19 protein-coding genes are annotated in these 19,561 nt (G+C 45.7%); 14 read left to right on the forward strand and 5 right to left on the reverse strand.

Going from position 1 to position 19,561, the window contains the following annotated elements; genetic code table 11:
- The first annotated feature begins 13 nt into the window (after positions 1-13).
- Complete coding sequence (locus ACOJRU_RS07525) at positions 14-559, forward strand: DUF2058 domain-containing protein (RefSeq protein WP_421134398.1); 546 nt, start codon at positions 14-16, stop codon at positions 557-559.
- 312 nt (positions 560-871) lie between these two features.
- Positions 872-1,330: a GNAT family N-acetyltransferase gene (locus tag ACOJRU_RS07530; RefSeq protein ID WP_421134399.1), complete on the forward strand. Its 459-nt coding sequence runs from the start codon at positions 872-874 to the stop codon at positions 1,328-1,330.
- Positions 1,331-1,545: 215 nt separating this feature from the next.
- On the opposite strand, the gene ACOJRU_RS07535 is transcribed toward ACOJRU_RS07530, so the two are convergent.
- From ACOJRU_RS07535 to rne, 4 genes are all read right to left on the reverse strand, one after another.
- On the reverse strand, positions 1,546-2,217 hold the full coding sequence (locus tag ACOJRU_RS07535; RefSeq protein WP_421134400.1) for a response regulator transcription factor: 672 nt from the start codon (positions 2,215-2,217) through the stop codon (positions 1,546-1,548).
- A gap of 15 nt (positions 2,218-2,232) precedes the next feature.
- Positions 2,233-3,783 (reverse strand): ATP-binding protein, encoded by a 1,551-nt coding sequence (locus ACOJRU_RS07540; RefSeq protein ID WP_421134401.1) that lies wholly within the window; start codon positions 3,781-3,783, stop codon positions 2,233-2,235.
- Positions 3,784-3,924: 141 nt separating this feature from the next.
- Positions 3,925-4,932, reverse strand: a complete 1,008-nt coding sequence (locus ACOJRU_RS07545; RefSeq protein WP_421134402.1) for a phosphotransferase — start codon at positions 4,930-4,932, stop codon at positions 3,925-3,927.
- Between the two features lie 108 nt (positions 4,933-5,040).
- Positions 5,041-8,229, reverse strand: coding sequence for a ribonuclease E (gene rne / locus ACOJRU_RS07550; RefSeq protein WP_421134403.1), 3,189 nt, complete (start codon positions 8,227-8,229; stop codon positions 5,041-5,043).
- Positions 8,230-8,919: 690 nt separating this feature from the next.
- Between rne and rluC the strand changes: the two genes are divergently transcribed.
- On the forward strand, positions 8,920-9,861 hold the full coding sequence (gene rluC, locus ACOJRU_RS07555) for a 23S rRNA pseudouridine(955/2504/2580) synthase RluC (protein WP_421134404.1): 942 nt from the start codon (positions 8,920-8,922) through the stop codon (positions 9,859-9,861).
- A 41-nt stretch (positions 9,862-9,902) separates the two neighbouring features.
- Entirely contained in the window at positions 9,903-10,562 is a 660-nt protein-coding gene (locus ACOJRU_RS07560) for an HAD-IA family hydrolase (RefSeq protein WP_421134405.1), read from the forward strand.
- Between the two features lie 20 nt (positions 10,563-10,582).
- Here the strand turns inward: ACOJRU_RS07560 and ACOJRU_RS07565 are convergent, their stop codons facing one another.
- On the reverse strand, positions 10,583-11,194 hold the full coding sequence (locus ACOJRU_RS07565) for a Maf family protein (RefSeq protein WP_421134406.1): 612 nt from the start codon (positions 11,192-11,194) through the stop codon (positions 10,583-10,585).
- A gap of 130 nt (positions 11,195-11,324) precedes the next feature.
- On the opposite strand from ACOJRU_RS07565, the gene yceD reads away from it, so the two are divergent.
- The 10 genes from yceD to mltG all read left to right on the forward strand — a co-directional run bounded on the left by yceD (position 11,325) and on the right by mltG (position 19,545).
- Positions 11,325-11,858: a 23S rRNA accumulation protein YceD gene (yceD, locus tag ACOJRU_RS07570; RefSeq protein ID WP_421134407.1), complete on the forward strand. Its 534-nt coding sequence runs from the start codon at positions 11,325-11,327 to the stop codon at positions 11,856-11,858.
- Positions 11,859-11,861: 3 nt separating this feature from the next.
- Positions 11,862-12,032 (forward strand): 50S ribosomal protein L32, encoded by a 171-nt coding sequence (gene rpmF, locus ACOJRU_RS07575; protein ID WP_032095795.1) that lies wholly within the window; start codon positions 11,862-11,864, stop codon positions 12,030-12,032.
- A 15-nt stretch (positions 12,033-12,047) separates the two neighbouring features.
- Positions 12,048-13,073: a phosphate acyltransferase PlsX gene (gene plsX / locus ACOJRU_RS07580; protein ID WP_421134408.1), complete on the forward strand. Its 1,026-nt coding sequence runs from the start codon at positions 12,048-12,050 to the stop codon at positions 13,071-13,073.
- Positions 13,070-14,035 carry a beta-ketoacyl-ACP synthase III gene (locus tag ACOJRU_RS07585; protein ID WP_421134409.1) on the forward strand — a complete coding sequence of 322 codons (966 nt, stop codon included), beginning with the start codon at positions 13,070-13,072 and terminating at the stop codon, positions 14,033-14,035. The genes plsX and ACOJRU_RS07585 overlap by 4 nt, the downstream gene beginning before the upstream one ends.
- Positions 14,036-14,077: 42 nt before the next feature.
- A complete protein-coding gene (gene fabD, locus ACOJRU_RS07590) occupies positions 14,078-15,004 on the forward strand; it encodes an ACP S-malonyltransferase (protein WP_421134741.1) in 927 nt (308 codons plus the stop codon).
- A gap of 13 nt (positions 15,005-15,017) precedes the next feature.
- Entirely contained in the window at positions 15,018-15,758 is a 741-nt protein-coding gene (gene fabG / locus ACOJRU_RS07595) for a 3-oxoacyl-ACP reductase FabG (protein WP_421134410.1), read from the forward strand.
- 199 nt (positions 15,759-15,957) lie between these two features.
- Entirely contained in the window at positions 15,958-16,197 is a 240-nt protein-coding gene (acpP, locus tag ACOJRU_RS07600; RefSeq protein WP_334015192.1) for an acyl carrier protein, read from the forward strand.
- 78 nt (positions 16,198-16,275) lie between these two features.
- Positions 16,276-17,514 carry a beta-ketoacyl-ACP synthase II gene (fabF, locus tag ACOJRU_RS07605; RefSeq protein WP_421134411.1) on the forward strand — a complete coding sequence of 413 codons (1,239 nt, stop codon included), beginning with the start codon at positions 16,276-16,278 and terminating at the stop codon, positions 17,512-17,514.
- Between the two features lie 107 nt (positions 17,515-17,621).
- Positions 17,622-18,500, forward strand: a complete 879-nt coding sequence (pabC, locus tag ACOJRU_RS07610) for an aminodeoxychorismate lyase (RefSeq protein ID WP_421134412.1) — start codon at positions 17,622-17,624, stop codon at positions 18,498-18,500.
- 4 nt (positions 18,501-18,504) lie between these two features.
- Positions 18,505-19,545 carry an endolytic transglycosylase MltG gene (mltG, locus tag ACOJRU_RS07615; RefSeq protein ID WP_421134413.1) on the forward strand — a complete coding sequence of 347 codons (1,041 nt, stop codon included), beginning with the start codon at positions 18,505-18,507 and terminating at the stop codon, positions 19,543-19,545.
- The last annotated feature ends 16 nt before the right edge of the window (positions 19,546-19,561 follow it).

The following is a 19,561-nucleotide window of genomic DNA, read 5'->3' on the forward strand; positions in this document are numbered from 1 at the left end:
TAGAGAGTAATACATGGCCTCCTTACAGGACCAATTATTAAAAGCGGGTTTGGCGAATAAAGCGTCTGCAAAGCAGGCGCGCGCTGATAAGCGTAAAAAGCAGAAAGTTAAGCAAAAACAACCAGTAGTTGACGAAGCGACACTGGCAGCCCAACAGGCCGCTGAAGAAAAAAAGGCGCGCTCACGCGAGCTTAACCAACTTCAGCAGCAAGAGCGTGAAAAGCGCTCTATTGTGGCCCAAGTAAGACAGCTTATCATTACTAATAAGCAAGAACGAAAAGGTGATACGGTACTAAACTTCACGCATGACAATGTCGTTAAGCGGATGTACGTGAGCAATGACATGCATAAACAGGTGACAAAAGGTCGCCTGACGGTTGTGCTGTTAGACGATGCTTACGAACTGGTGCCGACGCCGGTTGCAGAGAAGATTGCGCAGCGTGATGCGCAATCAATTATCTATCGAGCAGACTTAGACACCAGCGATAGCGAAGGTAAAGAACAAGACCAAGATGACTGGTATGCCGATTATGAAATTCCAGATGACTTGACGTGGTAGATTTCAACTGGCGCTTGCGAGTAGCGAGGCGTTAGGCGAGACACTATGACTCAGTGGAAATACAAAGGATGTTATAAAGCAAACTAACGAAGGCGGCGAAACCTATAACACGGTAACGCCGTCTTTTTGTTATGAGGCAAGCTATCGCTCATATTGTTGTCTCTTTCTAGCTGCTAATTTTCGAGTTTGCGCTGAGTAAAACGTACATTTTACTACTCGCACAAGCAAACAGACAGCCCAGCATTAAAAACAACATGAAATGTTGCCCTTTGTGTTGTGCGTGTTTTACCACTACAAGATGAGATTTATATTATGCTTTCATGGGTATCATTACCATTTGATGAACTGTCTACGCACCAACTCTTCGACGTGCTTAAACTTCGTGTTGATGTGTTCGTGGTTGAACAGGAATGTGCCTATCCAGAACTTGACGAAAAAGACAGACATCCTGAAACCCGTCACTTGATGGGCTTCAGTGGGCAAGATTTAGTTGCCTATGCACGGGTAATTCCACCAGGTTTGAGTTATGAGAGTAGCAGTATTGGTCGAGTGGTAACGGCAGCTAAAGCTCGTCGTATTGGAACCGGGAAAGTGTTGCTTAAAGAGGCGATAGGGTTATGCGAAACGTTGTGGCCGAATAATGATATTGAGATCGGTGCGCAAGAATATTTACTGGGCTTTTATCAATCATTTGGCTTTTCGCCCAGTTCGTCAGTCTATTTAGAAGATGGTATACCGCATCTTGATATGAAGAAAATCACCACCCGTTAAAACGTTAATGCCGTATTCATCTTCTTTTAATGTTTGGCTAATCATTCTATTAGGTTATATCTATATACTAGTTTCACAGTTTGGATAGTGTGTTTCAACCTGTGTTCCCAGTGTGTTGAAAGGTAGACACTGCCTTTCTATTCTCACCTTGACCTACTTTCGCGTTTTGTAGGTGATCGCGGCTCGGCTTTTAACAATAAAAGGCGAGCCTTTTTTTATGCGCCGCTAAGACGGTATCCATTCCCACGAAGCGTTTGTATCGATAAGCTTGTTTCTGATGCGAGTTTTTGGCGCAGCCTGCTGATGTAGACGTCAACAACATTAGTTAATGGATCACTGTGACTCCGCCATACGCGGCTAAGGATTCGCTCGCGCGATAGTACTTTATCGGCATTTTCAGCGAAGTAATACAGCAAATCGTATTCTAGCTTAGTCAGTGTAAGCTCTTGTCCCGCAAGCGTTGCAATACGAGATTCATTATCAATTTTGAGTTTGCCCACTGTTAGCCCTGATTCAATATGACTTATTGGACTACGCCTACTAAGCGCCGTAATGCGCGCTAGCAACTCGTCAAAGTCAAAGGGTTTACACAGGTAGTCGTCGGCACCCTGATTTAGCCCCGTAACACGAGCCTTGACGTCATCAACCGCAGTAAGCAATAAAATCATTGGCGCGTTTGGCATCGCCTTTATGGTTGGCAGTAATTCCACACTGTCGTCTTCGCCAAACATTCTATCAAGCACAGCAATGGCGGGCGATTCTTGCTTAATGCGTGTCACAAGGTTATGTAACTGCTCTTCTTCAATGCATTCATACCCCTCAGCGGTTAGGCCGCGAGATATAAAGCGCAGTAAGGGGCGCTCATCGTCAGCAATTAAAATTTTCATATTTTGTACCATTTTCTATTCATCAACGGGGAACGAGAGCGAGAAGGTAGAGCCTTCTCCTAGCGTCGATTCCGCCCACAGCTTTCCGTTGTGCGCATCAACAATAGCACGTGCAATGGATAAGCCTAACCCCATGCCTTCGGTGTTACGTTTTAATCGCACAAAACGCTCAAAAATGTGTTCAATATCGGACGGGGATATTCCGTCGCCTTCATCTATGACACTGATGATGGCCCACTTATTCTCAACGGTTACTGCAAGGGTAATCGTGCTCGAGGGAGGAGAGTATTTGTTGGCGTTTTCCAGCAGTATGGTCAGAGCCTGCATGAATCTATCTTTATCGACAAGAATGCTAAGGTCTTCATGCGCGTTCCATTCAATAGAAAATGCCCGTTGTGGGCTCATTTTTTCCCATAACTGCAGCTGTCGTGTAATGATAGGTCGCAACGCGCATTGAGAAATTTCAAGAGAGAATTCATGCATTTCAGCGCGAGCAAGTAATAGTAAATCGTCAACTAGCTTACTTAAATTGACAGCTTGACTAAGAATAGTCTGAAGGGTTTCTTTATACACGTGTTCTTCTTGAGACGATTGTCTCAACGTAACTTGTGCCTCTCCACGGATAATCGTAAGCGGGGTTCGTAATTCGTGGCTCACATCAGCCATAAATTGTCGTCTACGGGTGTCTAGGTCAGTTAATCGGTTGTTTGCCGCCGTTAGTGCTCTGGTTCGCGTTTCCACTTCATATTCTAACTGTTTACGGTGCGCCTCTGCGTGAAGTTCGTGTTCAGCGAGTCGACTAACCATAGCATTCATTGCACGAACGAGATCGGTAAATTCGCTGTCTAACGTTTCTGGCAAACGGTAATCGTAATTACCTGAGGCAATGGCGTCTGTGCCGGCTTTTATTACGTTTAAGGGCTGGTACAACGCGTTAAATAACCAATAACAGCCTAGTAGAATAAAAGGAAGTGTTATTAGGCCTAAGAGAATAGTAAACCATACAATGGTGGTATTCAGGGTGTCGATACTGGCGTTAATTGACGAGACGACTTGGGTCTGGCGATTGAGTGCTGAATTTATTGATTCCCTAAATTGATTATCAATGGTGTTTTCAAGCAACGTTTGTAAGCGTTGCTGTTCGCGTAGGGGGGCAGCGTCATTACTCTGTGAAATGACACCAAACTCTTTGATGATTTCATTGATCAGTCGTTCGAGTTCATCAGTATCTTCGACGCTACCTTGTGTTGCTTCTACGCCTAGCGCATACCGCTGTTCTAATTCAAGTTTTTTAATGCGAGACAGAATTTGACCTATACGTTGCTGTTTATTGCGTACTTTCGCCTGATTAGCGCCTACGCCAAAGATCAGCTCATCAGTAAGTTGTTTGAATAAGCGATATGAAATGCTAGACAGTTTCTGATGTTCAGACAGAAGGTTTTGAGCAAGTTGGCTTTGTGTCAGATTCTCACGCGTAAGGTGCGCTGTTATTGAGGCGCTGGCTAACGCTACAAGCAGTATGAAGGTAGAAAATAACCCAAAAAAATAGAGCTTTCTTTTATACATAAGGGATTACAACGTATATTTAGTTATCTATGTTACGTATGTGTGCCAAGATGAGCCCACTTTCTAAACGGTAAAAAATAAAAACGGGTAACAATGCTCAAGGCGCTCACCCGTGTTATTAATACTATTGAAAACGAAGAGCTACTTATCCAATTGGTTTAATGCGCTTTGAGAATGCATGCGAAGCGCGTCATTGATTTTCCAATGTGCAGGGCTCCAACCGGCCAAAAATCGATAAAAGTCAGCGCATGCAAAGGAATACAGCCTGCGCCATTCTTGTTCAAGTTGACTCAACACCGTATGGCCTATGCTATCGACAAGTAGCGAACGAAGCACGCTAAAATAATAATCGATACACGTATCAGTACCCTGCAATTGGTCGTCTTCTGACAGGGCACTGCCTATAAAGTACGCGACATCTTTAACCCCGACGCCATGGCCGGCGTATTGGAAATCCACAGCGGCACAGCCGTCAAATGCTGGTGTGAAACAGAAGTTTGCTACCTTTGCATCACCATGAAGTAGCGTCTTATAGGTTGCATTATCTAACGCATAACTGACATCGTGCGCCGCATGCTTAATAGGAGAGTCTGGCATGGCGTTAAACTCATCTAACCGTGTAGACAAATGCCAATACGTTCCCTCATTCCATACGTGGTCATCCTTGATATTTAAAAATTTCGCGTGGAAATGGGCGAGCCAATCAATAACGGGTAACGCTTGCTCAATAGACAGTGAACTGGCGCGTGCATTAAAACCTAGACTATCCAAATCCTCCAGTACCAATAAGCTATTATTCTCAATATTATCGTGGGCGAGACAGCGGGGCGTCTTACAGTTTTCATCAGTAAGCGACTGTAAATGTGTGTAAAAATAATGTTCAACTTCAAAGGAACGAATTTTACGTTCATGGGCATGAGGCGAACTCCATCCTCTTGGGTGTGAGGCGTCTCTTGGGGGTTGCACACATTTAACTACCACATGTTGGTTATCGTCATCACTTACCATACCGCTTTGGTTACAGCCTGTTAACCGCGCACGAAAGCAAGCACCATATCCGCTCCAAAGATCTTGTATTAGGCTACTTTCAACGACGGTTTTGCCGGTTACATCAAACAGCCACCGAATATGTGCTTCATCAACTTGCATTAATCAACACCACTTTTTTGGCATAATAAAAAGACAAAAAAGCCGCAATTAAGCGGCTTTTTAATAAATAGCATTCACCAAGTTAACGCACCTGATGGTTGCATATTATTACGCAGTCATGTCGTCTACGCTTGCCGGTAATGTCGTTGGTGCAGAGGCTTTCGCCGATGCTTGCGACATGACAGCACGTTTGCCACAAACAACCACGTCTGGGCGACTATCGTCTGCTTTTGCAGTTAGATTTACCTCTACCGCCACGTCATTTACTTCACTAGGAAGTGCTGTGGGGTGAGAAGCGCCACGTTTACCGCGACTGCTTGCTGCTAGACCAACGCTTGGCTCAGCAACGACAGCCGCTTTAGGTGCTGGTGCAGGCTTCTTCGGTGCTTTAGTGTTGTCAGCGTTAGGCGCAGCTTGCTTAGGCGTTACTTTCTCAGCAGGCTTTCGCTTATTGGCTTCGTCAGCTTCTGAAGCCGGCGACGTTAAATCGAATTGAAGCTCATCTTGAATAATTTCAGATGCTTTCTCTTCTTTCTTCGTAGCTTGCACGGCATCTTCAACAGGCGCTTGTTTTTCAACGTTTGCTGTATCAGCTTCAAGCATGCCTGGCTTATCAGCAATGGTTTCGTCAACTGGCGCTGTGGTGTTCTTGGTTTCGACAACAGGTGCAACCTTTGTTTCTGCCTTTACACTTTCTTCAGTTGCTGAGTGTTGCTCTGCAACCGGGCGCTCATCCGTTGTTGAAACTGGTGTTGTTTCTTGGCTGCTGTCAGCATCAAGCTTGCCTGGAAGGGCTGCTTGAGTCTGCTCTACCGTGTTGGTGTCACCGGTGTGAGCTTCATTGTTAGGCGTTGAAGTTTCTTGCGCATTTGTCGCGCCCTCTGCTTCGCTGCCATCCGTTAGCTGTGCTTCTTTCTTACGGCGCTGACCTGCTGCTCGAACATGGCGAGGAGAACGGCGTGAACGACCGCGGCTTTCGCGCTTTTGGCCATTCTCGTCTTGTTCATTGGCTGAAGCACCGTTTTCTACTGCGTCATCAGGCTTGTCTATTGCATCGTTTTTCACTGCAGTAGCGGTATCAGTGGATTGCACTGGCTGCGCCTTTTTGTCTTCAGCAGGCGATTGTTTCTCAACGTTTGCTTTAGCAGGTTTTGCTGCACTAGGTTGTGTTTCGGTCGTCGACGTCGTCTCGTTTTGTGACACCTCGTCTTGCTTTACACGAACCGTGCGGCGCTTGTCTCGGCGCTTGCGACGTTCAGCTACTTCGCGTTTCTTTTGGGTTTGCGATTCTTGCTGTTCAGTATCTACTTTCGCTGCAGGCTCTTGAGACGGCTTAGCGTGCTCTTCGCGTGGCGTTTGTGCTTTGCGCGGCTTACGACCTTTATTGTTACGCTTGTCATCTTGGTCATTACGAGGCTTACGCGTGTCTTGCTCATCCTCTTTGCCCTGCGACGGCGCATTGCGGCGTGTATTTTTACGCGGTTTACGACGGCGATCATCGTTATTACGATTTCGCGGATGTCGAGCCTTGCTTTGCGCTTTGCGTTTTTCTTCTGCTTCCGCTTCCTGTTTCTTTTTCTCTTCTTCGCTGTCACCGAATAAATCGTTGATCCACTTACCTAAGCGAGCAAAAACAGATGGCGTATCGTCTGATTTTTCAACGTTAGCTGCTGGCGCTTTAGGCGCTACAACTGGCGCAGCAGTAGGCGCAACAAGTCCTTTAAGTGCTGGTTCTTCACGTTTTACTGGTGCAGCAGCCGATGATTCTGCTTCGGCTTCTACAGCAGGCATAAGCTCAACGTCGTAGCTAGCATCTGCGTGAACATCATCAGGACGACGGCGAAGTACTTGATAGTGCGGCGTGTCTAAATTTGCGTTAGGGATTAGCAACAAATTAACGCCGTGACGTTTTTCAAGAAGCTGAATTGATTTGCGCTTTTCATTTAACAAATAGGTCGCTACTGGTACAGGAAGCTGTGCCTCGATTTGACCTGTGTTCTCTTTAATGCTCTCTTCTTCAAGGATACGAAGAATGGATAGTGCTAAAGACTCTGTACCACGAATAGTGCCGTGACCAGAACAACGAGGGCAAACAATATGCGCTGAATCGCCTAGTGAAGGGCGTAGGCGTTGGCGCGACATTTCAAGTAGTCCAAAGCGCGAGATACGGCCCAACTGAACGCGTGCTCTGTCGTTTCTTACCGCATCTTTCATGCGATTTTCAACTTCGCGCTGATGACGCACAGGTGTCATATCGATGAAGTCGATTACAACTAACCCACCAAGGTCACGAAGACGAAGTTGACGTGCAATTTCGTCTGCCGCTTCTAGGTTGGTGTTAAGTGCGGTTTCTTCGATATCGCCGCCTTTGGTGGCGCGTGCTGAGTTAATATCAATTGAAGTAAGCGCTTCGGTTGGGTCAATAACAATTGAACCACCAGATGGTAAACGCACTTCACGTTGAAACGCAGATTCAATTTGGCTTTCTATTTGGTAGTGACTAAACAGTGGCACTTCGCCGCGATACAATTTTACTCTGCTGGCAAAATCAGGGCGAACAAGTTCGATATGATGAAGTGCTTGTTCATAAATGCTGGTTTTATCAATCAGTATTTCACCAATATCGCGACGTAGATAATCACGAATGGCACGTACAATAACGTTACTTTCTTGGTGAATTAGAAACGGAGCAGGGCGCTCTTGAGCCACTTTAGATACTGCTTCCCAATGGGTAAGGAGTACTTTCAAATCCCATTCTAATTCTTCGAAAGATTTGCCAACGCCCGCAGTACGAACAATAAGTCCCATACCGTCAGGAAGTTCTAACTTGCTTAGTGATTCTTTTAACTCGGTGCGTTCATCACCTTCGATGCGTCTTGATATGCCGCCAGCGCGAGGGTTGTTAGGCATAAGCACAAGATAACTACCGGCAAGCGATAAAAAGGTAGTAAGGGCCGCACCTTTTTGGCCTCGTTCTTCTTTATCGATTTGGATGATGACTTCTTGACCTTCCTTGATAACATCTTTGATGTTAGGACGACCTTCGAATTTATATCCTTTCGGGAAATAAGTACGGGCTATTTCTTTAAGAGGGAGGAAACCATGACGGTCTGCGCCATAATCAACGAACGCGGCTTCAAGACTGGGTTCTACGCGGGTTATTGTGCCTTTGTATATGTTTGCTTTCTTTTGTTCGTGACCTGGGCTTTCAATATCCAAATCATAAAGGCGTTGTCCATCAACGAGGGCAACGCGCAACTCTTCTTGTTGAGTTGCATTTATTAACATTCTTTTCATTGTATCTAACTCTGTTTTTTACAGCCATTTAGACACAAAATTAAAGTGACATGTGCAAACCCTCACCGCGCAACCTCACGGCTGGACGGGGACTTTGTTGTAAAGCCGCATTATCTCGCTCAACCCCTTTTTCACTCATAATACGTGAGTTGACGGCGTTTATTTGCAAGATGTCGGGAGCGACATACCCTTGTTTCGTTTTTTTACTTAACAAGCGCGAGAGACCCTCTGGCGCTTGTTTGTCATTTAATTCTGTTTGCTAAATGGCGAACTTATTTTATGTTCGCAAGTAAGGTTTTGTGCTTTCTAACGGCAGTGTAGTCGTTGCCTCTAAAGCCCATTTCCGGTTTAAATTATTAATTTATTGCTAATGCAACCGGGCGTTAACCTTACTAAAGCGTGAAACAAGGCGGATTACCATTGGCGGTTTTTTAGCCATTACTGTAATGCACAGCGCTTGTTTATATCGTGTGATTTATCAGCAATACTTATTGCATGATGTAAATCGCTCATGATTATCGCACCAAAACCTAACGTTAAGCAAGAACAGTCATGTAATAAAGTCTAAAAGCGTTGAGATAAGAGAAGGTTATTGACATTGATGCTTCAAACGCACGCTAATCGCGATAAAATATAGATAATGTGAAGTTTCTGTATCGATGCCCTTTTGCAATGCGGTATACTTAACGTATGAAAGAACAAACTCAACAACAAGTCCGTTTTGTGACGGTAGAACAAGACCTCGCGGGTCAAAGAATTGATAACTTTTTACGTACGCAGTTAAAGGGCGTGCCGAAAAGTATGATTTATCGTATTTTGCGTAAAGGCGAGGTACGCGTAAATAAAGGTAGGGTAAAGCCAGAATATAAACTTAGTGAGAATGATGTTATCCGCATTCCGCCGGTGCGCGTCTCGGAGGGCGCGCCCGCGCCTTCACCAAAATTAGCCAAAATAGCGGCATTGTCGTCTTGTATTTTGTACGAAGATGACCGATTAATGGTGATAAACAAACCATCGGGTACTGCGGTTCACGGCGGCAGCGGTTTAAGCTTCGGTCTCATTGAAGGGTTACGAGCACTGCGCCCAGAGGCGAAGTTTATGGAGCTGGTACACCGCTTAGATCGTGACACCTCTGGTTGTATCATTATTGCCAAAAAGCGTTCTGCGCTGCGTCATATGCACGAGCAGCTTCGAACCGGTAAAATGGATAAACGTTATAATGCTTTGGTTGCAGGACAATGGCCAGAGACACGGTTTAAAGTAAAAGCGCCGCTTCGCAAAAACGTTCTTCAGTCTGGCGAGCGCATGGTCAGTGTCGGTGACGACGGTAAACCTTCTGAAACGCGTTATCGTATTTTACAAACCTTTGAGGGTGCAACGCTTGTTGAGGCTTCACCTATTACGGGGCGTACACATCAAATTCGTGTGCATTGTTTGCACGCAGGCCATCCTATTGCGTGCGACCCAAAATATGGTGACTCAGCCTTTGACGATAAAATGCGTAAGTTAGGTTTGAATCGATTATTTTTACATGCACGCAGTATTGCTTTCATTCATCCGGGTACCGAAGAACGTATTAGTTTTGAAGCGCCCTTGGATGAGGTGTTGTCAGCAACATTGAATGCACTGTAATAAACAGTGCAGTTAGAATAATTAACACGAAGAAGTAAATCATGTCTTTAGCCCCAAAGTACAAGTTAGTTATTTTTGATTGGGATGGCACCTTAATGGACTCGGCCGCCAAAATCATAAATTGTATGCAATTGGCTGCCAGAACTTGTGCGGTGCCCATTCCCAGTGCTGATGCAGTTGGGCATATTATTGGCATCAGTTTGAAGCCTGCCATTAAGCAACTTTTTAATATCGATGATGACAAACTGGCTGATAGCATAGTGTCTGCTTACAAAGAGGCTTTCGTTGACCAAGATTCAACACCCAGCCCGCTTTTTGGTGGCGTTGAGTCTATGCTTGAGATGCTTGAACAACAAGGATGTGTGCTTGCGGTTGCGACAGGGAAAGCCAGGCGCGGTCTAGACAGGGCGTGGGCACAAACTGACACTGGGCGTTTCTTTAGTGCATCGCGCTGCGCAGATGACGCTCAGTCTAAGCCTTCACCAGACATGTTACAGCAGCTTTTAGACGAACTCGACATGGCTGCAAGTGACGCGGTGATGATTGGTGACACAACGTATGACATGCAGATGGCGGAATCGATTGGTATGGACCGAGTAGGGGTGTCTTATGGTGTGCATGCTCAGATTCATCTTGAGCGATTTTCTCCTAAAGCGATTGTGCATTCAATCGATGAACTAGCGGCGTTTTTGTCTGCATAGCGTGAGTCACGCCTAATAAATTAACGCTGGGTTGCGATTGTTAGAAGATCTACGCCGAAATGGTCATTTAACATCGTGTTTAATAGTATAAGCGGTAGTCCGACAAGCGCGTTTGGATCTCTGCTGCTTATACTGTCAAAAAGTAAAATCCCTAACCCCTCACATTTAAAACTGCCAGCACAATCCAACGGTTGCTCTTTTTCAATATATGCCATGAGCTTTTCTTTTCTTAGCGTTTTAAACGTTACTATGGTCTCTTCAATTTCAGTGCAGCTAAGATGTCTGTTATCACAGCGTAATGATAATGCAGTGTAAAAGTGCACGGTTTGCCCTTGGCAAAGCATGAGTTGCTTAAGTGCATTTTCAGCCGAACCTGGTTTTCCGAGTAATTGCATTGAGTTATTGATATTGACCATTGCCACTTGGTCGCTACCAATAACAATTGCGTCTGGATAAGCCGAGGAGACTTTTGCAGCTTTTTGTTCAGCGAGCCTTTTACTCAAAACAGTAGGGGACTCACGTAGCCTCGGTGACTCGTCGATATCTGGCGAGACAGTGCCAACGCAGATACCAATGTTTTCTAATAGCGATTTTCGGTAAGGAGAAGACGAGGCGAGGATTAATTGCGTCATGCACACACTTTGGACAAGATAGAACGTGAGCGCATTGTAACGACAAACGCCAAAAAATATAGATAAAGTTGTGGCAAAAATGGATTTAAGTTTTGACAGATAAGGGGCAACGCTATATCATGCGCGCCCTATGCAGAAAGTGAAACTCCCTCATTCGGTTGAACCGACCAAAAGCGCAATAATTCGCTCCGATTATCGGGGTATTATTGTTTCTAAGGATATGGAACGATTAAGTGAGGCAGTTGTCCGATGCAGTGACGATGTGGACGCAGAGGTACAGTTTGAAAAAGACGCGCAGGGTCTTACTGTCTTTCACGGCCATTTAGCCACTCAGGTTACACTTATCTGTCAGCGGTGTAATGGTGAAATCGATTATCCACTTGAGGTGGATTTCTGTTTTACTCCAGTGCAGGGAGAAAATCAGAATAATGAAGACATCATTCCCGAAGCTTATGAGCAGGTAGAGGTCGACGACCACGGAGAAGTTAGTCTGCTTCAAATTTTTGAAGACGAGCTGCTGTTAGCCATGCCAATTGTTCCCCTTCATGCAGAGGAGGTGTGTTCGGTGAAGCGTGATGACATGTCGTTCGGAAAGATTGAACCTGAACATGAGCGAAAAAACCCTTTCGCGGTTTTGAAAGAACTTAAGCGAGACCAGGAGTAAGTTATGGCAGTACAAAAAAATCGTAAAACGCGTTCTAAGCGCGGTATGCGTCGTTCACACGATGCGTTGACCGGTGCAACTTTGTCCGTCGATTCAACGTCAGGCGAAACTCACCTTCGTCACCACGTGACTGCTGATGGGTACTACAAAGGCAAGAAAGTAATCGGCGCGTAATACGGCGACTACATTTTGTCTAAGCTAACCATCGCGTTAGATATCATGGGGGGCGATCATGGTCCCCCTGTTATCCTTTCTGCGGCCGTTAAGGCTATCCAACTTCATCCCGACGTAAACTTTGCGTTGTGCGGCGATGAAACCGTTATTGGAAACGGACTCTCTTCTTTATCTTCACAAGAACGTACACGTGTTTGTGTATATCATTGCGACCAAGTGGTTGAAATGGGCGAAGTGCCTACATCGGCATTGCGAAACAAAAAGCGTTCTTCAATGCGAAAAGTCGTTGAACTTGTGAAGCAGGGTGATGCGAATGCATGTGTAAGCGCAGGCAATACTGGCGCATTGCTCACATTATCGTTCTACTTATTAAAAACATTATCAGGCATTGATAGACCGGCGTTGATTAACATGATGCCTACCACTAGCCACCATAATGTATTTCTACTCGATCTTGGTGCAAACGTTAACTGTACGCCAGAAATCCTCTTCCAATATGGTGTAATGGGGTCAGTACTGGCGCAAGAAGTGTCTGGTATCGCATCGCCTCGTGTCGCATTACTTAATGTGGGCGAAGAAGATATCAAAGGTAATGCGCAAGTTAAATCTGCTGACCAACTGTTTAAAGACGCCCCTGGAATTAACTATATCGGTTATGTCGAGGGCGACGATATCTTCACTGACCATGCCGATGTCGTTGTTACCGATGGTTTCACTGGTAACGTGGCGTTAAAGTCGAGCGAAGGCCTTGCAAAGCTTGTGATTAATGAAGTAAAACGACAGTCACAGCGAAATTTGTATACACGTATTCTAGCCAAAATTGCTTTCCCCTTACTGAAATCTATCTACAACAGTGTGAACCCCGACCAGTATAACGGTGCGAGTCTGATAGGATTGCGCGGCATTGTTATAAAGAGTCATGGAAACGCATCAAAAGACGCCTTTTATTACGCCATCGTTCAGGCGATGAATGAAGCGAAGATGCAGGTTCCCGACAAAATAAAAACAAAGATAGAAACGGTATTGTTGGAGCAGCTTTGAGCAAATATTCACGGTTTATAGGTACAGGTAGCTATTACCCCAGTGACGTGCGTACTAACGCAGATCTAGAAGTAATGGTCGATACCAGTGACGAATGGATCACTGACCGGACAGGTATTAAAGAACGCCGTATAATTGGAGCGGAAGAAACCGCCGCTACCATGGGGTTCGAGGCGAGTAAGAAAGCCATTGAAATGGCAGGGATTGATCCTAAATCTATTGATATGATTGTGTGCGCCACCACAAGCGGCCGCTATGCACTTCCAAGCACAGCGTGTGAAATTCAACGCATGCTTGATTTAGATGGTATTCCAGCATTTGATGTGGCCGCAGCATGTGCGGGTTATTGCTACGCGTTAAGCGTAGCAGACCAGTACGTAAAGTCAGGCATGGCGAAGCGTGTTCTTGTTATAGGAACCGACTGCCTAAGTCGTCTTATTAACCCAGCCGATAGAACCATGGTGATATTGTTTGGAGACGCAGCAGGCGCCACTATTATAGAAGCCAGTGATGAGCCCGGGATCTTATCAACGCACATTCATGCGGCTGGGTCATATGGCGATTTACTTTATGTCGGCAACCCCACGCGTGGTGATGAGCAGTCAGTCCATGATAACTGGGGCGTGATGCGCGGTAACGAAGTATTCAAAGTAGCAGTAAACAAATTGTCGCAAGTGGTAGAGCAAACGCTGGCTGCAAATGGTATGCAAAAGTCTGATCTAGACTGGTTAGTGCCTCACCAAGCCAACTTCAGAATCATCAAAGCGACGGCTAAGAAGCTTGATATGTCGTTAGACCAAGTTGTCATGACGTTAGAAAAGTACGGCAATACGTCTGCAGCAACAGTGCCCACGGCTCTTGATACCGCTATTAGAGATGGCCGTATTCAGCGTGGACAACATCTACTGCTTGAAGCATTCGGCGGCGGTTTTGCGTGGGCATCTGCTCTCGTTCGCTATTGATTTTCACACTTCTTGTGGTTTAGTAAGCATAAAAAGGAACTAATAATGAAAACAGCTTGCGTGTTTCCTGGGCAAGGCTCCCAAAATGTAGGCATGTTAAAAGAACTCGCGGACGACTATCCGGTGGTGCTAGAAACATTTACTGAAGCATCAAGTGCATTAGGTTACGACCTGTGGGACCTCGTCCAAAATGATGCCGAAGGCAAATTAAATGAAACCCATATTACGCAACCTGCATTATTGACGGCGAGTGTTGCTGTTTGGCGTGTTTTGCGTGCTCAAGGTATTGAAGCCGATTATCTTGCTGGTCACAGTTTAGGTGAATACTCTGCAATGGTTTGTGGTGGCGCGATGTCGTTTACCGATGCGGTCAAGTTAGTTGAAGCTCGCGGTAAGTATATGCAAGAAGCCGTGCCAGCCGGCGCGGGTGCAATGTACGCTATTATCGGGCTAGATGATGCAAAAATCGCCGATGTTTGTCACCAAACGGCCATTGCTACCGGTGATGTCGTAGCACCTGTTAATTTCAATTCGCCGGGGCAAGTGGTTATAGCGGGTGAAAAACACGCAGCCGAACAAGCGGCGACCGCGTGTAAAGAAGCGGGGGCGAAACGCGCACTTCCTCTTGCGGTAAGCGTTCCATCACATTGTGAGCTTATGCGCCCAGCGGCCGATAAACTCGAGGAGGCGTTAGCGCAGCTATCTGTGTCTATTCCTGCGATAAATGTGGTTAATAACGTCGACGTGACGATTGAAACGCAAGGCGAAGCAATAAAAAATGCGCTAGTTCGCCAGTTATATTGTCCAGTGCAATGGACACGTACCATTGAATATCTCGCGGCGGCAGGCGTTGAGCGTATTATTGAAGTGGGACCTGGTAAAGTACTAACAGGTCTGAATAAACGAATTAATAAGGGGCTGACGTCTCTTGCAGTAAGCACGCCTGAGGGTGTGGAAGCGTTAATATAAATAAGGATATGCTATGAGTCAGTTAGAAGGCCAAATAGCGTTAGTAACAGGGGCCAGTCGGGGAATTGGAAAAGCCATTGCTACGCAACTTGCTGAGCAAGGCGCAACCGTTGTCGGTACTGCAACCAGTGAAAGCGGTGCAAACGCCATTAGCGAGTATTTAGCGGCATTTGGTGGTAAAGGTCTTGCCCTTAACGTTACCGATAAAGATAGTGTTGATGCAACGATAAAACACATTGCTGATGAATATGGTAGTGTTGATATTTTAGTTAATAATGCGGGTATCACACGCGATAATCTGCTAATGCGTATGAAAGATGCAGAATGGCAAGATATTATCGATACCAACCTTTCAGCAATATTTACGCTGTCAAAAGCGGTACTTCGCGGTATGATGAAGAAACGCTATGGTCGCATTGTCAATATCGGCTCGGTAGTGGGTAGCTCGGGTAATGCGGGTCAAGCCAACTATGCAGCGGCAAAAGCAGGCGTAATCGGCTTTTCGAAGTCGATGGCGAGGGAAGTAGCATCTCGCGGTATTACTATCAACGTAGTATCGCCAGGCTTTATTGATACAGATATGACGAAGTCATTATCCGATGACCAACGCGAAGCAATTTTTAAAGACATTCCAGCGAACCGTTTGGGTGAGCCTGATGAAATTGCCGCCACTGTTGCATTTTTAGTGAGCAGCGGTGCGGCCTACATTACAGGCGAAACCATCCATGTAAATGGTGGGATGTATATGGGTTAAATTCACAAAAATTGTGAATTTAACGTAGTTTGGGGTGGTATTTCCCCGAACTTGGATGTAAAAATAGTAACTATTGAATTCGGAATGTTGCTGGTTTGACCAGAAAATAAGTTCAATCTGGTGCTTGCAAGGACGGACCTTGCAAAATAAACTAGCGACAGTTTTATTATCTAGTGACGTTTAAGGGAAATCTAGAATTATGAGTAACATTGAAGATCGCGTTAAGAAAATCATTATCGAGCAACTTGGCGTAAAAGAAGAAGAAGTAAAAGCTGAAGCTTCATTCGTTGACGATTTAGGCGCTGATTCACTTGATACAGTTGAGCTAGTAATGGCTTTAGAAGAGGAATTCGATACAGAAATCCCTGATGAAGAAGCAGAGAAAATCACAACGGTTCAATCTGCAATCGACTACATCAACGCTAACAAAGACGCTTAAGTCTTAGGTAAGCGACAAACGGCTCTATTTTAGAGCCGTTTTTGTTTCCCCACCTTAGTTCCAAAGCGAGGGCTTTTTGTGACAAAACGTCGCGTAGTGGTTACTGGTCTTGGAATGCTTTCACCATTGGGTCTTACAGTTGATAAGACTTGGCGTCGTCTTCTAGCCGGCGAGAGCGGTATTGGTGAAATCACTCTTTTTGATTGCAGTAATTATTCAACCCGTTTTGCTGGTCAAGTTGATGACTTTGACCCGCAAGATTATATAGAAAAGAAAGAAACCAAGAAAATGGACAGGTTTATCCAGCTGGGTATTGCAGCAGGTAAACAGGCCATGGCCGACTCTGGCTTAACAATTACTGAAGATAATGCACACCGTGTTGGTGTAGCGATTGGTTCGGGAATTGGTGGTTTAGAGCAGATAGAGCAAAATCATAATAAACTGCTTAATAGCGGCCCAAAACGGGTATCGCCTTTCTTTGTACCATCAACCATAACGAATATGATCTCAGGCTTTTTGTCGATCATGGAAGGGTTGAAAGGACCAAATTTAAATGTGGTGACGGCCTGTACGACAGGGGTTCATAACATTGGCATTGCAGCACGTACCATTGCTTATGGCGATGCTGACGCGATGCTCGCAGGTGGCTCTGAGGCATCCATTACGCCTTTAGGTATTGCTGGCTTTGCGGCAGCAAGAGCATTATCGTCTCGCAACGATGACCCACAAGCCGCAAGTCGCCCATGGGATAAAGACAGAGATGGCTTTGTGATGGGCGAGGGAGCTGGTGTCGTCATGCTTGAGGAATATGAGGCTGCGAAGGCCCGTGGTGCAACCATTTATGCCGAGCTTGTAGGTTTTGGTATGAGCGGTGATGCATATCATATGACATCGCCCCCTGCTGACGGCGAAGGTGCGGCAGCATCGATGGAAAACGCGATTCGCGATGCAAATATTTCAAGTGATGAGATTGGTTACGTTAATGCACATGGTACCTCTACGCCTGCGGGTGATGTAGCCGAAGTGGCTGCGGTAAAACGTGTGTTTAAGGACCATGCTACCGATATTCTCGTCAGCTCGACAAAGTCAATGACAGGACACCTACTTGGTGCGGCAGGTTCGGTTGAGGCTATTTTCACCATACTTGCCTTGCGCGACCGCATGGCGCCGCCAACCATCAATCTAGATGAGCCAGGTGAAGGATGTGATCTAGACTTCGTAGCACATAAGGCTAAAGCGTTTAGTGCAGACTATGCACTGTGCAACTCGTTTGGTTTTGGTGGCACGAATGGCTCTTTGATTTTTAAACGTCCATAACCGCATCTATCGTTATTAAAGGCAGCAATATCAAATATTGCTGCCTTTCTTGTTTGCACACAACAACTTGGTATACTCTTCGTAATCAGTTTAGAACCGAGTAAACCGTGGATATTGTTTCAAACAGCCATCCCATCATGCCCGACGATAGAGCATTCAATTACGGCGATGGTGTATTTACCACTATGTGCGTGAGTGATGGGCATGTTGAACTTCTGCCATACCATCTGCGCCGTTTGACCCACGATACCAATGTGCTTGGTATTACTATCGACATCCCTAAGCTTTCCGACGCCATTGAACATGTAGTTGCAAAAGAGGCAGCGAAAACGGCTAACAGCCGACGCTACGTGCTGAAGGTGCACGCTTCGGCCGGTACTGGCGGTCGAGGTTATGCGCGCGACCCTCACGCCCATTCAATCGTTCGGTTGACGTTCCACCCGTATCCGGCATCTTACGAGGGAATGTGGTCTTCAGGTATTACAGCGATGTGTGCCAATACACGCCTAGCGGTTCAGCCTCTTTTGGCTGGCGTTAAGCATATGAATAGATTAGAGCAAGTGTTTATCAAGCAAGAAATTGCTCGTACGCCTGGTGTGCAAGATGCACTGGTTTTTGATACACAGGGCAATGTAATTGAAAGCAGTGCTGGCAACGTGTTCATTAATCGCAATAATACCTGGTATACCCCCAGAATTGATGAAGCAGGTGTTAATGGCGTTGTGCGGCAGTGTCTTTTAGAGCACATGAGAGCAAGCGCTGCGTCGGTCGTAGAGAGCCGACTTTCTCTCAGCGATATACAGTCTGCAGACGCCATCGCAATAACCAATGCAGTGCTTGGGGTTATGTGGGTGTCAACGCTTAGTGTTCCACCAAACCCAGCATCACTCGACAAGGAAGATATTGTGACGTTTTCAAATGGACAACACCTATGCAATACGCTGCGTGCTGTGTTTAAACAATACATTGATAGTGGGAAGCAGTAATTTCATGCGGGTTTTAAAAGCACTGTTTATTGTTATTTTTATTGCCACGGCTGCAACCGCTTCTGCTGTTTTTTATGTTAAGAATGCGGTGACAACGCCGCTTAGTATAAATGAGCCGCGGCTGTATACGGTTATCAAAGGAAGCAATGGCTACAAATTGATTAAAGCTATGCGCAACGATGGCTTGATTACTGTGTCGCCGCTTGTTGCAAAAGTTTGGCTCAAATGGTTTGCAGGTAACACACAAGTTAAGTCAGGGACATTTATGCTGCTGCCCACCGATTCGTTGGTTGACGTATTTACCAAGTTTACCAAAGGGAAAGAGCATTTATTCTCTGTGAGCCTTATTGAAGGGTTAACGCTCGCGCAATGGCTAGGTGTATTAGAAAGTACCGCCGGTATTGATTATGATCTTGATGCGACAAGTATTGAAGCTATTGTTGAAGGGCGTTCATCGAGCGCGCTTCAACACATAGGGCTTAACGATTCACTCGGCGATACGGCGAATTATGAGGGCTTGTTTTTAGCCGACACATACCTGTTTACCCAAGGTACGAGCGCCAGTATTATTTTAGCGCGCGCTCATGATGCACTCATCGCTTTTCTTAATGAGCAATGGGAAACACGGCAAGTCGAATTACCCATAAGTTCTGCGTATGACGCCCTCATCCTTGCCAGTATCATTGAAAAAGAAACGGCGGTAGCCAGTGAGCGTTCGTTGATAGCGGGTGTCTTTGCCAACAGGCTTACTAAAAACATGCGACTGCAAACAGACCCAACGGTGATTTATGGGATTGGCCCCAGCTATGACGGTAATATTACCCGTAAGCACCTTCGTACGGCGACACCGTATAATACGTATGTCATAAAAGGTTTACCGCCTACGCCTATCGCGATGGCAGGTAAGGCTGCCATTAATGCTGCTCTTCACCCCGATGATACCGATGCCCTCTACTTTGTTTCAAAAGGCGATGGGACTCACAAATTTTCCACAACACTGGAAGAACATAACGCCGCTGTGCGAAAATACCAACTTAAGCGCTAACCTTATATTAAGAGAG

Origin of the sequence: Alteromonas algae, assembly GCF_049117195.1 — a bacterium.
GTDB lineage: Bacteria > Pseudomonadota > Gammaproteobacteria > Enterobacterales > Alteromonadaceae > Alteromonas.